Genomic DNA, 14233 nt, shown 5'->3' on the forward strand with positions numbered 1-14233 from the left:
CGCGGGTACGGCGAAGGGCCGGCTCCCCCCCGGGGGGGGAACCGGCCCTTGCAGCCTGCCGACGGCTACGCGCTCAGCACGCGTACACCCGCCGCCTCAGTTGTCGTCCTCGTCGATGAGGAAGCCGCGCATCGGCGCCGGCGCCTGCTGCATCGGCTGAGGCGCCTGCGGCCGGACCGGAGCCATCGGCTGGGTCATCGCCGGGGACATCTGCTGCTGGCCACCGCCGTAGGAGGGCGCGCCACCCATGGACGGCGCACCGCCCATCCCGCCGTTGCCGCCGTAGGACGGCGCGCTCGCGCCCGCCGAGGCCATCGACGGGGCCGGCGGCAGCGAGGCCGTGGCCGGGGTGCGCGGCGGAGCCAGCGAGTCGTCCGCCTGGGTCTCCAGCTGACGCAGCTGCGACTCCAGGTAGGACTTCAGCCGCGTGCGGTACTCGCGCTCGAAGCCGCGCAGGTCCTCGACCTTGCGCTCCAGCGTGGCGCGGGCGGACTCCAGGGAGCCCATCGCGACGCGGTGCTTCTCCTGCGCGTCCCGCTCAAGAGCGTCCGCCTTGGCGCGGGCGTCCCGCTCCAGGCCCTCGGCGCGCGAGCGCGCCTCGCCGACGATCTTGTTGGCCTCGGAGCGCGCCTCGGCGATCGCCTGGTCGGCGGTCTGCTGGGCGAGCGAGAGGACACGCGCGGCGCTGTCGCCACCGGGACCTTGCTGCTGCATCTGCGGCTGCATCTGCTGCTGCTGCATCTGCTGCTGCTGCGGGTGACCCATGGGGCCGCCCTGCATCGGGCCGGGACCCATCGGTCCGCCCTGCATCGGGCCGGGGCCCATGGGACCGCCCTGCATGGGGCCGGCGGGAAGCTGCGGGGCACCGGACGGCAGCTGCGGCGGCCCCATCTGCGGCTGCTGCTGCTGGACCGGCGGTCCGGATATGGCGGCGGGCACCGGCGCGCCGGGACCGACGGGACGATCCTGCTGCTCCGGGGGCTTGCGCATCCCCTGCTGCTGCTGGTTCTGCGCGGCGGCGCGCGTCGCGGCGGCCAGCTTGGCGCGCAGGTCCTCGTTCTCGCGGAGCAGGCGGGTCAGTTCGGCTTCGACCTCGTCGAGGAAGGCATCGACCTCGTCCTCGTCATAGCCTTCTCGAAGGCGGACGGTCGTGAACTGCTTGTTCCGCACGTCCTCGGGGGTCAGCGGCATCTCTTCTTCACCTCTACGTAGTCGTCGGCAGTCGGCAAGACCGTATCGTCCACTTGTCCCTCCACCATCACCTCGCGAAGCTGCTCACGATGGAGATCAGGATGTAGACGATGATCATCAGAACGAAGAAGGACAGGTCGAGTGCCACGCCCCCGAGACGCAGCGGCGGGATGAGTCGCCGCAGAAGCTTGAGCGGTGGATCGGTGACAGTGTAGGTGGCCTCGAGAACGACCACCATCGCCTTACCGGGTTGCCATGAACGGGCGAACTGGAAGACGTAGTCCATGACAAGCCGGACGATCAGGAGGACGAGGAAGCACATCAGCACGATGTAGACCACCTGTAGTGCGACGCCCATCCCGCGTTTCCCTCTCCCCTGGCTTTCGTGCTCTCGCTTGTCCGGCCGCTTCGCGACCGGTCCGTCCGGTTCTCGTGTTCTCAGCTCTGGTTGAAGAATCCGCCCTCTGCGATCCGGGCCTTGTCCTCCGCCGTGACATCGACGTTAGCAGGCGACAACAGGAACACCTTCTGCGTCACGCGCTCAATGCTGCCATGGAGCCCGAAGACGAGTCCGGCGGCAAAGTCGACAAGTCGCTTCGCGTCCGTGTCGTCCATCTCCGTGAGGTTCATGATCACCGGGGTGCCCTCACGGAAGTGTTCCCCGATGGTACGGGCCTCGTTGTAGGTCCGCGGGTGCAACGTGGTGATGCGGTACGGCTCCCGCTCGGACACGACCTTGGGCATGATCACCGGTGCGTTCTTCTCCAGGCTCGGACGTTCGGGTGTGATGGATGCCACGGGGGCAATTCGGGCCGGACGTCCGCTTTCGGCGAGTACCGGGACAGAATGGGCGAGCGGCTCCCGCGGAGCCGGGGGCTGCACCACTCGTACCGGCTCCTCGCGCTCCACCTGACGCGGGGGGGTGTGGCGCCGGTCGCGCTCGGGCTCCGGCTCCAGCTCGGGTTCGAAGTCGTCGTCGGGGTCGAAGCCCCGGCCGTCGTACCCATCGTCCTCCACGAGGCCGAGGTAGACCGCCATCTTGCGCATCGCGCCGGCCATTCTCTGAGTCCTCCGCTCTGTGGTGGATCGGCCTTGTCACCAAGTGCCGGCGATCCACGGGACACCCCGCCGTTCTGCGGAATGACCATATTTTCTGCTGTGGTCCGACTTGCTTGGCGACGTTACCCGAGCTTCGGGCGGACGCCGAGTACCGCCGTACCGACGCGTACGTGTGTCGCCCCGGCAGCGACGGCCTCCTCGAGGTCCGCACTCATCCCTGCTGACACCATGTTCGCAGCCGGACGGGTCGCGCGCAGGGCAGTCGACAAATCCATCAGCCGGTCGAAGGCCGCGCGTTGCCGTCCGGCGTACTCCCCGGCGAGCGGGGCGACGGTCATCAGACCGTCGAGCCGCAGACCGGGGGCGGCGTCGACGGCGGCCGCCAACTCCTCGATCCCGTCCGGCGCGACGCCCCCGCGGTCGCCCCGCTCGCCGGACCCGGCGTCGAGCGCGACCTGGAGGAGACAGCCGAGTTCGCGGCCCTCCTTGTCGGCGGCCGCGGACAGGGCGGAAACGAGCTTCAGGCGGTCGACGGACTGCACCACATCGGCATAACCCACCACGGATCGGACCTTGTTGGTCTGCAACTGACCCACGAAGTGCCAGGTCAGATCAAGGTCGCCGCAGGCGGCCGCCTTGGGGGCGGCGTCCTGGTCCCGGTTCTCGGCGACGTGCCGCACCCCCAGCTCGTGCAGGAGTCTGACATCGCTCGCGGGGTAGGTCTTGGTGACCACGATCAGCGTCACCTCCTCCCGCTCGCGTCCGGCGGCGGCGCACGCGGCGGCGATGCGCTCCTCCACCTGGGCCAGGTTCGCGGCGAGTTCCGACTTGCGGTCCGTCATGTCTCTTCTCACAACCAGACATATCCCGCGAGTCGCCCCGTGGTGCGATCGCGGCGGTACGAGTAGTGGTCGCGGGATTCCAGGGTGCAGACCCCGGCGTCCGCGATGTCCCGGACCCCGAGCCGCTCCAGCTGCGCGCGCACTCCGGCGGCGACGTCGACGGCGGGGGTGCCCCAGGAGGTCTCGGCGTACGCGGCCGGTTCGGCGGCCGCGACCTCGGCGCGCATCGTCTCCGGCACCTCGTAGCAGCGCCCGCAGACGGCGGGGCCGGTGCGGGCGACGATCCGGGCGGGGTCGGCGCCCAGCTTCACCATCGCCCCGACCGCGGCGGGGACGACTCCGGCGATCATGCCGGGCCGTCCCGCGTGGGCGGCGGAGGCGACCCCGGCGACGGGGTCGGCCAGCAGGACCGGGACGCAGTCGGCGGTGAGGACCGCGAGGGCGAGTCCGGGCCGGGCGGTGACGATCGCGTCGACGGACGGGATGTCCGCGTCCCCCCACGGCCCGTCGACCTCGGCGACCTCGGCCCCGTGCACCTGGTTCATCCAGACCACCCGCGCCGGGTCGAGCCCGAGCGCTCCGGCGGCGGCGGCCCGGTTGGCCCGTACGGCGCCGGGGTCGTCCCCCACCGCTCCCCCGAGGTTGAGCTCCTCGTACGGAACGGCGCTCACCCCGCCCCACCGGTCGGTGAAGGCGAAGTGGGCGCCGTTCGCGTCGAAGCGCTGCCCTATCACTTCAGGAAGTCCGGGACGTCCAGCTCCTCGGCCTGGCTGTCCGCGTACGGACGGGCCGGCGGGACGACCGGCGGGGCCGGCGTCAGCGGGGTCTCGTTGACGGCCGGGGCGGGCTCGGCCGGGGCCGGCGCCGGCTCCTCGCGGGGGGCGACGGTGCCGAGGCCGCCCAGCGGGCGGGAGGTCTCGGTGACGCGGGGCGCCGGGGTCGGCTCCTCGCGCTTGGCCGAGACCGAGCCGATGATGTTGTCCCGGCGGGCCGGCGGCTGGCCGCCGTCGAAGCCGGCCGCGATGACGGTGACCCGGACCTCGTCGCCGAGGGCGTCGTCGATGACGGCGCCGAAGATGATGTTGGCCTCGGGGTGGGCCGCCTCGCTGACCAGCTGCGCGGCCTCGTTGATCTCGAAGAGACCGAGGTCGCTGCCGCCGGAGATGGAGAGCAGCACGCCCCGGGCGCCGTCGATGGAGGCCTCCAGGAGCGGCGAGGAGATCGCCATCTCGGCCGCCGCGACCGCGCGGTCGTCGCCGCGGGCGGAGCCGATGCCCATGAGCGCCGAACCGGCCTCCGACATGACCGACTTGACGTCGGCGAAGTCGAGGTTGATCAGACCCGGGGTGGTGATGAGGTCGGTGATGCCCTGGACACCGCTCAGCAGGACCTGGTCGGCCGACTTGAAGGCGTCGAGGACCGAGACCTGACGGTCCGAGATGGACAGCAGGCGGTCGTTCGGGATGACGATGAGGGTGTCGACCTCTTCGCGGAGCTCGGCGATGCCGTCCTCCGCCTGGTTGGCGCGCCGGCGGCCCTCGAAGGTGAACGGCCGGGTGACCACACCGATCGTCAGGGCGCCGAGCGAGCGCGCGATGTTGGCGACGACGGGTGCGCCGCCGGTGCCGGTGCCGCCGCCTTCGCCGGCGGTGACGAAGACCATGTCGGCCCCCTTGAGGACCTCCTCGATCTCCTCACGGTGGTCCTCTGCCGCCTTGCGACCGACGGCCGGGTTCGCCCCGGCCCCGAGGCCGCGGGTGAGTTCACGGCCGACGTCGAGCTTGACGTCGGCGTCGCTCATCAACAGCGCTTGCGCGTCGGTGTTGATCGCGATGAACTCGACGCCCTTGAGACCGACCTCGATCATTCGGTTGATGGCATTGACACCACCGCCGCCGACACCGATGACCTTGATGACTGCGAGGTAGTTCTGCGGTGCTGCCACGTCGAAGGCCTCTCGCCTCGAGTTACGTGTCGTCGCCGCGCGGTTGGTCGCGCGGCTCCGACGGATGCCGATTGGGACGGTCCGAAACGCCGACCCAAACCCTAACGTTCAAGTTTAGGGTTACCAGTGTCTCTGTTCGCTGGACTCTTCCGAACAGGACACTAAGTCGACAAGTGGCGCACGTTCAACGAACACGCCGAACCTCCCGTTTTTCTTTTCACCCTATGTGATCACCCGTAGCGCTGGCCAACCAGGGTCCTGGCCAGCGGAGATGTCCGTCAACTCCCGGACGAGGAGGGGGCCGTGGGGGCACTTACATCGAAGTGCCCCGCTTTGGGAGTGGCCTTCATGAGGGCGGTCAGCACCCGGGCCTTGACCGTGCCGTGCTCGCCGCTGCCCCAGAAGACCGTGCGGCCCCTGGTCAGCTCCAGAGTGACGGAGTCGTACGAGGCGATGCGCACGACACGAGTGTCCCGGGCGATTTCCGCCGGGAGTTCACCCCGGACGCGGACCGCCTCCTGGAGCAACCGGTCCGCGCCGAAGCGGCGGAGGCTGGGCGAGGAGGCGCTGTCGAGGACGAGCAGGGGGACGCCTCGGGGCGCGGTGTCGACGGTGGCGAACCGCACCCCCGTCGCGTCCACTTCGGTGAACTTTCCGCCCTTTTCCACAAGGAGAACGGGCTTCCGTTCCGTCACTTTCAGCCCGATTCCGTGCGGCCATGACCGCACGACGTCGATCGACTCGATCCGCGGCAGCCTCTGCCGGAGCCGGGCCTCGATCGCCTCGGTGTCGACGGTGACGAGCGGGGCGCCCATCGGGACGGCGGCGACCGCCTCGACCTCGGCCGGCGTCAGGACGGCGGTGCCGGAAGTCTTCACACGTTCCACACGGAACCAGGTCGACCCGTAGAGCGCCCAGACCCCGCCCGCCACGAGCGCGACGAGGCCGAGCGCCACGAGGAGCACCCGGGGGGCGGGCACCCGGAACCGAGGGTTCCGGGTGCCGGGGCCGGACGGCCGCTCCGACGACCCCTTCGACTTCCTGGTACCGCTCTTCTCTGCGGTCGTCGGTCCGGCTGCCACCCGCGCCTCCTGCTTTCAGTCCCCCGCTACGCCTGCCGGCGGGCGGCGATCGCCTCGTACACCATGCCGACGAGCAGGTCGTCGGCGTCCCGGCGGCCGAACTCGGCGGCGGCCCGGGACATCTCGTACAGCCGGTGCGGATCGGCCAGTACGGGCAGGACGTTGCCCTGCACCCACTGCGGCGTCAGCTCCGCGTCGTCGACGAGCAGTCCGCCACCGGCCTTGACCACCGGCTGGGCGTTGAGCCGCTGTTCGCCGTTGCCGATGGGCAGCGGGACGTACGCGGCGGGCAGCCCGACGGCGGAGAGCTCGGCGACGGTCATCGCGCCCGCGCGGCAGAGCATCATGTCGGCCGCGGCGTACGCGAGATCCATCCGGTCCACGTACGGTACCGGCACGTAGGGCGGCATACCGGGCATGTTGTCGACACGCGGCATCTCGTTCTTCGGGCCGACCGCGTGCAGGATCTGGATGCCCGAGCGCTGGAGCACCGGGGCGATCTGCTGGATCACCTCGTTGAGCCGGCGGGCGCCCTGGGAGCCGCCGGAGACGAGCAGCGTCGGCAGGTTCGGGTCGAGGCCGAAGGCGGCGCGCGCCTCGGGCCGCACCCGCGCCCGGTCCAGGGTCGCGATGGTGTGCCGCAGCGGGATGCCGATGTAACGGGCGTTGCGGAGCTTGCTGTCCGGCGTGGCGACGGCGACCCCGGCCGCGTACCTCGAGCCGATCTTGTTGGCCAGGCCGGGCCGGGCGTTGGCCTCGTGGACCACGATCGGCACCCCGAGCCGCTTGGCGGCCAGGTAGCCGGGCAGGGCCACGTAGCCGCCGAAGCCGACCACGCAGTCGGCCTTGGTGCGCTCCAGGACCTGCTCGGCCGCCTTGATCGTGCCGCGCAGCCGTCCGGGGACGGTGATCAGCTCGGGGGTGGGCTTGCGGGGCAGCGGTACGGCGGGGATGAGCGCCAACTCGTAGCCCCGCTCGGGCACGAGCCGGGTCTCCAGACCCTTCTCCGTGCCGAGCGCCGTGATCCCCACACTCGGGTCCTGCCTGCGCAGGGCGTCCGCGAGGGCCAGCGCGGGCTCGATGTGGCCGGCGGTCCCCCCGCCGGCGAGTACGACATGCACCGAAATTCACCGCTCTCCGGACGGGCGCTTCTTGACGCGCCGTCGCATCGACTTCCATCTCTTCCCGACCCGCTTGCCCCAGCCGGGGCGGCGCATGGCCAGGGCCGCTTTCGCGGCGGGTTCCTGTCGCGCGAAGGCGATGAGGAGCCCGACGGCGAACATGGTCGGCAGCAGAGCCGACCCTCCGTAGGAGAACAGCGGGAGCGGGACACCGGCGATCGGCAGCAGGCCGAGCACCGCACCGATGTTGATCACGGCCTGAGCCGTGATCCAGGTGGTCACACCTCCCGCGGCGAACCTCACGAAGGGGTCCTCCGTGCCTCCGGCCACGCGGATACCCGCATAGCCTAGAGCCGCGAACAGGGCGAGTACCGACAGCGTCCCCGCGAGACCCAGTTCCTCACCGGTGACCGCGAAGATGAAGTCGGTGTGCGCCTCGGGCAGTTGGCCCCATTTCTCGACGCTCGCACCGAGTCCGGAACCGAACCATCCGCCCGAGGCGAGAGCATAGATTCCGTGCGCGGCCTGGAGGCAGGGGGCTCCCTCGCCGCCGGGGTCGGTCGCGCCGATGCAGTCGAAGCGCTTCATCCGGTTCGAGCTCGTCTTGATGAGGAGCACACCGATCGCGCCGGCCACCGTGAGCACGCCGACGAAGAGCCGGGTGGGCGCTCCGGCCGTCCACAGCAGGCCGAAGAGGATGGCCGCGAGGATGATCGAGGTGCCCATGTCGCCGCCGAGCATGATGAGCCCGAGCAGCATGAACGCGCCGGGCACCAGCGGCACCAGCATGTGCTTCCACTGGGTCAGGAGCCGCATGTCCTGTTTGCGGGCGAGCAGGTCGGCCCCCCACAGGATCAGTCCCAGTTTCCCGAACTCGCTGGGCTGGAGCTGGAAGGGGCCGCCGAGCGAGATCCAGTTCTGGTTGCCGTTGACCGCGTGCCCTATCCCGGGGATCTGCACGAGGACCATCAGGAAGACCGCGCCGACCAGGATCGGGTAGGCGAGTGCGCGGTGCAGCTTGACCGGCATCCGGGAGGCGACCAGGAGCAGCCCGGTGCCGATGAGCGCGGCCAGGAACTGCTTCCGGAAGAAGTAGGAGGGCACCAGGTCGTAGCGGAGCGCCGTGATCATCGAGGCGGAGTAGACCATCACGAGGCCGAGCGTGGTGATGAGCAGCCCGGCGCCGATGATGACGTAGTACGCCGTGAGGGGCCGGTCCCAGGCCTTGCGGAGCCGCTCGTACGCCCCCCGTACGCCTCCGCCGCGCGCCCGCCGCGGGGCCGCGGGGGCCCGCCCTCCGCCGCGTACGGCGGAAGGCCGGCGTGTCCCGGCGATCTTGCTCGGCATGGTCGCTGTCCCCTCCAGTCGTGCCCGGTCCGGCCGGACCCTCCCGCTGGTCGGGTCAGGCGTCCCCGGTGACGGCGAGGGCGCGGACGGCGTCCGCGAAGGCCTCGCCCCGCTTGTTGTAGTTGGTGAACATGTCCATCGAGGCGCAGGCCGGGGCGAGCAGGACCGTGTCCCCGGGGCGGGCGAGCCGGGCCGCCTCGCGGACCGCCTCGGACATCGCCCCAGTGTCGGTCCGGTCGAGGTCCACCACCGGGACCTCCGGGGCGTGTCGCGTCAGGGCTTCCCGGATCAGGGCGCGGTCGGCCCCGATCAGGACGACACCGCGCAAGCGCTTCGCCGACCGCTGGACGAGCTCGTCGAAGGCCGCGCCCTTGGCGAGGCCGCCGGCGATCCAGACGATCGGGTCGTAGGCGGCCAACGAGGCTTCCGCGGCGTGGGTGTTGGTGGCCTTGGAGTCGTCGACGTAGGTGACTCCCTGGACCTCCTCGACCAGTTCGATGCGGTGCGGGTCGGGCCGGAAGGCCTTCAGGCCGTCCCGTACGGCCTTCGCCTCGACGCCGAAGGCCCGCGCGAGGGCGGCCGCGGCGAGGGCGTTGGCGATGTTGTGCGGGGCCGGCGGCTGGACGTCGGCGACCTCGGCCAGTTCCTGGGCGTTCTTCTGCCGGTTCTCGACGAAGGCCCGGTCGACGAGGATGCCCTCGACGACGCCGAGCTGGGAGGGGCCGGGGGTGCCGAGGGTGAAGCCGATGGCGCGGCAGCCCTCCTCGACGTCGGCCTCGCGCACCAGGTCCTCGGTGACCTGGTCGGCGACGTTGTAGACGCAGGCGACCTGGTTGCCCTCGTAGATCCGGCCCTTGTCGGCGGCGTACGCCTCCATGGAGCCGTGCCAGTCGAGGTGGTCGGGCGCCAGGTTGAGCACGGCGGCCGAGTGGGCGCGGACGGAGGGCGCCCAGTGCAGCTGGTAGCTGGAGAGCTCGACGGCGAGCACGTCGTACGTCTCCTCGCCGAGGACGGCGTCGAGGAGCGAGACGCCGATGTTCCCGACGGCGGCGGTCCGCAGTCCCGCCGCCTCCAGGATGGAGGCGAGCATCCGCACGGTCGTGGTCTTGCCGTTGGTGCCGGTGACGGCGAGCCAGGGCGCCGCCCCGGGGCCGCGGAGGCGCCAGGCCAGCTCGACGTCGCCCCAGACCTCCACGCCCGCCTCGGCGGCGGCCGCGAAGAGGGGCTTGTCGGGCCGCCAGCCGGGGGTGGTGACGATCAGCTCGGTACCGGCCGGCAGCGTCGCCCCGTCGCCGAGGCGGACGGTGACGCCCTCCGCCTCCAGCTCCGCGGCCTGCGCCCGGGAGCGCTCGTCGTCGCCGTCGTTGACGACGGTCACGAGCGCGCCGCGGGCGTGCAGGACGCGGGCGGCCGGGATGCCGGAGACCCCGAGCCCCGCGACGGTGACCTTCTTGCCGTTCCAGTCGAGCTGTTCTGTCACTTTTCCGATGCCCATCCCGCGTAGAAGAGGCCCAGGCCCACGATCACGCACATGCCCTGGATGATCCAGAACCGGACGACGACCAGGACCTCGGACCACCCCTTGAGTTCGAAGTGGTGCTGGAGGGGGGCCATCCGGAAGACGCGCTTGCCGGTCATCTTGAACGAGCCGACCTGGATGACCACGGACATCGTGATCAGCACGAACAGGCCGCCGAGCAGGGCCAGCAGGAGCTCCGTACGGGAGCAGATGGCGAGACCGGCGAGGGCGCCGCCGAGGGCGAGCGAGCCGGTGTCGCCCATGAAGATCTTGGCGGGCGAGGTGTTCCACCAGAGGAAGCCGAAGCAGGCGCCCATCAGCGCGGAGGCGACCACCGCGAGGTCGAGCGGGTCGCGGACCTCGAAGCAGGCGTTGGGGTTGGTCAGCGTCGCCGCGTTGGCGCAGGACTCCTGGAACTGCCAGAGCCCGATGAAGGTGTACGCGCCGAAGACCATCACCGAGGCGCCGGTGGCCAGGCCGTCCAGACCGTCCGTCAGGTTCACGCCGTTGGACATGGCCAGGATCATGAAGAGCGCCCAGACCACGAAGAGCACCGGCCCGATGGCCCAGCCGAAGTCCGCGATGAAGGAGAGCTTCGTGGAGGCGGGGGTGAGCCCGCGCAGGTCCGCGAACTGCAGCGAGAGCACCGCGAACGCGATGCCGACGATCAGCTGGCCGGCCATCTTCGCCTTCGCCCGCAGACCGAGCGACCGCTGCTTGACGATCTTGATGTAGTCGTCGAGGAAGCCGACCAGGCCCATGCCGGCCATGAGGAAGAGCACCAGGACGCCCGAGTACGTCGGGTCCTCACCGGTGATGACCTTGGCCAGCGCGTACGCGATGAGCGTGGCCAGGATGAAGGAGATGCCGCCCATGGTGGGCGTGCCCTTCTTCCCGGCGTGACCGCGCGGGCCGTCGTCCCGGATGAACTGCCCGTACCCCTTGCGGGCAAGGAGCTTGATCAGCAGCGGCGTGCCGATCAGGGTCAGGAAGAGCCCGATGGCCCCCGCGAAGAGGATCTGCCTCATCGGCCGGTGACCTCGCCCTCGGTGTCGAGGAGCGCCAGCGCGACCTGTTCGAGACCGACCGACCTGGAAGCCTTCACAAGGACGACGTCCCCCGGGCGCAGCTCACTGCGCAACAGGTCGACAGCCGCCTGCGCGTCGGACACGTGCACCGACTCCTCACCCCACGAACCCTCGTTATATGCGCCCAGTTGCAGCCAGGACGCTTCCCTGTCCCCGACCGCCACGAGCTTGCTGACGTTAAGCCGGACGGCGAGCCGTCCGACCGCGTCGTGCTCGACGAGCGATTCGTCACCGAGCTCGGCCATCTTGCCGAGCACCGCCCACGTACGAGCCCCTCGGGCCTGTGCGGCCCTGCCCATGGCCGCGAGCGCGCGCAGGGCGGCTCGCATGGACTCGGGGTTCGCGTTGTAGGCGTCGTTGACGATCGTCACGCCGTCCGGACGCTCGGTGACCTCCATGCGCCAGCGCGACAGGGTGCCGGCCTCGGAGAGCGCGGTGGCGATCTCTTCGACAGGCATGCCCAGCTCGTGCGCGACGGCGGCCGCTGCGAGCGCGTTCGACACGTGGTGCTCACCGTACAGGCGCAAGGTCACGTCACTGCACCCGGTGGGTGTGTGAAGCCGGAAAGAAGGCTGTCCGGTCTCTGTGAGGTGGACGTTCTCGGCCCGTACGGCCGCTTCGTCCGCTTCGCCGAACAGGGTCACGCGGGCCTTGGTGCGGCTCGCCATGGCGCGGACGAGCGGATCGTCGGCGTTGAGGACCGCGATCCCGCCCTCCTCGGCGGAGGGCAGGGCCTCGACGAGCTCGCCCTTCGCCTGGGCGATCTGCTCCCGGCCGCCGAACTCGCCGATGTGGGCGCTGCCCACGTTGAGGACGAGTCCGATGCGGGGCGGGGTGAGGCCCGTGAGGTAGCGGATGTGTCCGATGCCGCGGGCGCCCATCTCCAGGACCAGGTGCCGGGTCTCGTCGCTCGCGCGGAGCGCCGTGAGCGGCAGGCCGATCTCATTGTTGAGCGAGCCGGGCGTCCACACGGTGGGCGCGTGCCGTTCGAGGACCTGGGCGATCAGGTCCTTCGTGGAGGTCTTGCCGGCCGAGCCGGTGAGGGCGACGACATCGGTGCCGAGCCGTTCGACGACCGCGCGGGCGAGGGCACCCAGCGCGGCCTGAACGTCGTCGACGACGATGGCGGGGACGCCGACGGGGCGGGCGGCGAGTACGGCCACCGCTCCCGCCGCGACGGCGCGTTCGGCGTACTCGTGGCCGTCGACGCGCTCTCCCGCGAAGGCCGCGAAGAGGCTGCCTGCCCGCACCTCGCGGGAGTCGATGACGACGGGCCCGGTGATCCGGGCGGCCGGATCCGGTATGTCGTGCGCCTGCCCGCCGACGATTTCGGCGATCTCGGCGAGGGAGAGGGCGATCACTGCTTCATCCCTGACTGTTCTCGTGACGGTGTGCGTCCTGCTGGTTCTGCTGGCTGAGAATCGCCTCGCGCAGGACCTGACGGTCGTCGAAGGGGCGTACGACCCCGGCGATCTCCTGGCCCTGCTCGTGGCCCTTGCCGGCGACAAGGACGGTGTCGCCGGGCCGCGCGCGGGCGACCGCGGCGGCGATGGCGGCGGCCCGGTCGGGTTCGACCAGGACGTCGCCGCGCTCCCCCGCCGGCACCTCGGCGGCGCCGGCGAGCATGGCGCTGAGGATCACCAGGGGGTCCTCGGAGCGGGGGTTGTCGGAGGTGAGGACGGCGGTGTCGGCGAGCCGGGCGGCGGCGGCGCCCATCGGGCCGCGCTTGGTGGTGTCCCGGTCGCCTCCGCAGCCGATGACCACGTGCAGCCGGCCCTCGGTGACCTCGCGCAGGGAGCGCAGGACCGATTCGACGGCGTCCGTCTTGTGCGCGTAGTCGACGACCGCGAGGTACGGCTGGCCGGCGTCGACCCGCTCAAGGCGGCCCGGGACGCCGGGGACGGCGGCGACGCCCTCGGCCGCGGCCTTCGGGTCCAGGCCGGCGGCGGCGAGGGTGGCGATCGCGGCGAGGGTGTTGGCGACGTTGAACGGGCCGGGCAGCGGGGCGGTGGCGGGAATCCGCTCGCCCGCGGGGCCGACGGCTGTGAACGTCGAGTCGTGGGAGCCGAGGACGAGGTCCTCGGCGCGCCAGTCGGCCTCGGCGCGGCCCTCGGCGGAGAAGGTGACGATCGGGACGGTCGCCTCCGTGACGAGCCTGCGGCCGTACGCGTCGTCGAGGTTGACCACGCCCAGGCGGCTGCGCCGGGGCGTGAACAGCCCGGCCTTGGCCTGGAAGTAGTCCTCCATGTCGGAGTGGAACTCCATGTGCTCCGGGCTGAGGTTGTTGAAGACGGCGACGTCGAAGACGCAGCCGTCGACCCGGCCGAGCACGAGGGCGTGGCTGGAGACCTCCATGGCGACGGCCTCGACGCCCCGCTCGCGCATGACGGCGAAGAGCGCCTGGAGGTCGGTGGCCTCGGGGGTGGTCCGCTCGGACTTGATGCGTTCGTCGCCGATCCGCATCTCGACGGTGCCGACGAGACCGGTCTTCCGGCCGGAGCCGCGCAGGCCCCCCTCCACCAGGTACGCGGTGGTGGTCTTGCCGGAGGTGCCGGTGATGCCGATCTGGAGGAGGTCCTCGCCGGGGCGCCCGTAGATCTCGGCCGCGAGTTCGCCCATCCGGCCGCGCGGGTTCTCCACGACGAGGACGGGGAGGCCGGTCACGGCGGCGCGTTCGGCGCCCGCCGGGTCCGTGAGGATCGCGGCGGCGCCGAGTCCGGCGGCCTGGGCGACGAAGTCGGCGCCGTGGGTGCGGGCACCGGGCAGGGCCGCGTACAGGTCCCCGGGGCGCACGGCCCGCGAGTCGTGCGTGATGCCCGAGATCTCGGCGGCCTGGGGGGGCTCGGCCCCGAGCTGCGCGGCCAGGTCGCCCAGGGGTGTCGGGCGGGCCTGCTCCGGCCGGGGTGGGGCGTTTCGGTACTGATCAGCGTGTGGCACGGCGGTGAGCGTACCGGGCGCACCCTGTGCGGGGCCAAAAGAGCCCGGGGCCTCGCCGGAGTTCGATTTCCGGTTCCCGGAATGGGGGGTGATCGTTGTCAC

General features: G+C 71.3%; 13 protein-coding genes. All 13 read right to left on the minus strand.

The features are described 5' to 3' along the window. Positions 1-96: 96 nt before the first annotated feature. Positions 97-1191, minus strand: a complete 1095-nt coding sequence (locus ACZ51I_RS01385) for a DivIVA domain-containing protein (RefSeq protein ID WP_468870742.1) — start codon at positions 1189-1191, stop codon at positions 97-99. Positions 1192-1258: 67 nt separating this feature from the next. Beyond that, positions 1259-1549 (minus strand): YggT family protein, encoded by a 291-nt coding sequence (locus ACZ51I_RS01390; RefSeq protein WP_017238790.1) that lies wholly within the window; start codon positions 1547-1549, stop codon positions 1259-1261. A gap of 80 nt (positions 1550-1629) precedes the next feature. Next, a complete protein-coding gene (locus ACZ51I_RS01395) occupies positions 1630-2250 on the minus strand; it encodes a cell division protein SepF (RefSeq protein ID WP_352019006.1) in 621 nt (206 codons plus the stop codon). A 122-nt stretch (positions 2251-2372) separates the two neighbouring features. Continuing rightward, positions 2373-3092 carry a YggS family pyridoxal phosphate-dependent enzyme gene (locus tag ACZ51I_RS01400; protein WP_468870743.1) on the minus strand — a complete coding sequence of 240 codons (720 nt, stop codon included), beginning with the start codon at positions 3090-3092 and terminating at the stop codon, positions 2373-2375. Positions 3093-3100: 8 nt separating this feature from the next. Further along, positions 3101-3826, minus strand: a complete 726-nt coding sequence (gene pgeF, locus ACZ51I_RS01405; RefSeq protein ID WP_468870744.1) for a peptidoglycan editing factor PgeF — start codon at positions 3824-3826, stop codon at positions 3101-3103. After that, positions 3823-5037, minus strand: coding sequence for a cell division protein FtsZ (ftsZ, locus tag ACZ51I_RS01410; protein WP_468870745.1), 1215 nt, complete (start codon positions 5035-5037; stop codon positions 3823-3825). Before ftsZ ends, pgeF begins: the two co-directional genes overlap by 4 nt. 278 nt (positions 5038-5315) lie before the next feature. Further along, positions 5316-6119 (minus strand): cell division protein FtsQ/DivIB, encoded by an 804-nt coding sequence (locus tag ACZ51I_RS01415; protein WP_468870746.1) that lies wholly within the window; start codon positions 6117-6119, stop codon positions 5316-5318. 26 nt (positions 6120-6145) lie between these two features. After that, on the minus strand, positions 6146-7240 hold the full coding sequence (gene murG / locus ACZ51I_RS01420) for an undecaprenyldiphospho-muramoylpentapeptide beta-N-acetylglucosaminyltransferase (protein ID WP_030693457.1): 1095 nt from the start codon (positions 7238-7240) through the stop codon (positions 6146-6148). A gap of 6 nt (positions 7241-7246) precedes the next feature. Then, positions 7247-8587 (minus strand): putative lipid II flippase FtsW, encoded by a 1341-nt coding sequence (gene ftsW, locus ACZ51I_RS01425; protein WP_468870747.1) that lies wholly within the window; start codon positions 8585-8587, stop codon positions 7247-7249. 55 nt (positions 8588-8642) lie between these two features. Next, on the minus strand, positions 8643-10082 hold the full coding sequence (gene murD, locus ACZ51I_RS01430; RefSeq protein WP_468870748.1) for a UDP-N-acetylmuramoyl-L-alanine--D-glutamate ligase: 1440 nt from the start codon (positions 10080-10082) through the stop codon (positions 8643-8645). Then, positions 10064-11134, minus strand: a complete 1071-nt coding sequence (gene mraY, locus ACZ51I_RS01435) for a phospho-N-acetylmuramoyl-pentapeptide-transferase (protein WP_468870749.1) — start codon at positions 11132-11134, stop codon at positions 10064-10066. The genes murD and mraY overlap by 19 nt, the downstream gene beginning before the upstream one ends. Beyond that, a complete protein-coding gene (locus ACZ51I_RS01440) occupies positions 11131-12555 on the minus strand; it encodes a UDP-N-acetylmuramoyl-tripeptide--D-alanyl-D-alanine ligase (RefSeq protein WP_468870750.1) in 1425 nt (474 codons plus the stop codon). Before ACZ51I_RS01440 ends, mraY begins: the two co-directional genes overlap by 4 nt. A 4-nt stretch (positions 12556-12559) precedes the next feature. Continuing rightward, positions 12560-14233, minus strand: coding sequence for a UDP-N-acetylmuramoyl-L-alanyl-D-glutamate--2,6-diaminopimelate ligase (locus ACZ51I_RS01445; RefSeq protein WP_468870752.1), 1674 nt, complete (start codon positions 14231-14233; stop codon positions 12560-12562).

The organism is Streptomyces sp. NPDC034084, assembly GCF_055575535.1.

Excerpts from the sequence above, each read along its gene's own strand:
- ACZ51I_RS01385 (WP_468870742.1), bottom strand. The coding sequence starts at position 1,191 with ATGCCGCTGACCCCCGAGGACGTGCGGAACAAGCAGTTCACGACCGTC.
- ACZ51I_RS01390 (WP_017238790.1), bottom strand. The coding sequence starts at position 1,549 with ATGGGCGTCGCACTACAGGTGGTCTACATCGTGCTGATGTGCTTCCTC.
- ACZ51I_RS01395 (WP_352019006.1), bottom strand. The coding sequence starts at position 2,250 with ATGGCCGGCGCGATGCGCAAGATGGCGGTCTACCTCGGCCTCGTGGAG.
- ACZ51I_RS01400 (WP_468870743.1), bottom strand. The coding sequence starts at position 3,092 with ATGACGGACCGCAAGTCGGAACTCGCCGCGAACCTGGCCCAGGTGGAG.
- ftsW (WP_468870747.1), bottom strand. The coding sequence starts at position 8,587 with ATGCCGAGCAAGATCGCCGGGACACGCCGGCCTTCCGCCGTACGCGGC.
- murD (WP_468870748.1), bottom strand. The coding sequence starts at position 10,082 with ATGGGCATCGGAAAAGTGACAGAACAGCTCGACTGGAACGGCAAGAAG.
- mraY (WP_468870749.1), bottom strand. The coding sequence starts at position 11,134 with ATGAGGCAGATCCTCTTCGCGGGGGCCATCGGGCTCTTCCTGACCCTG.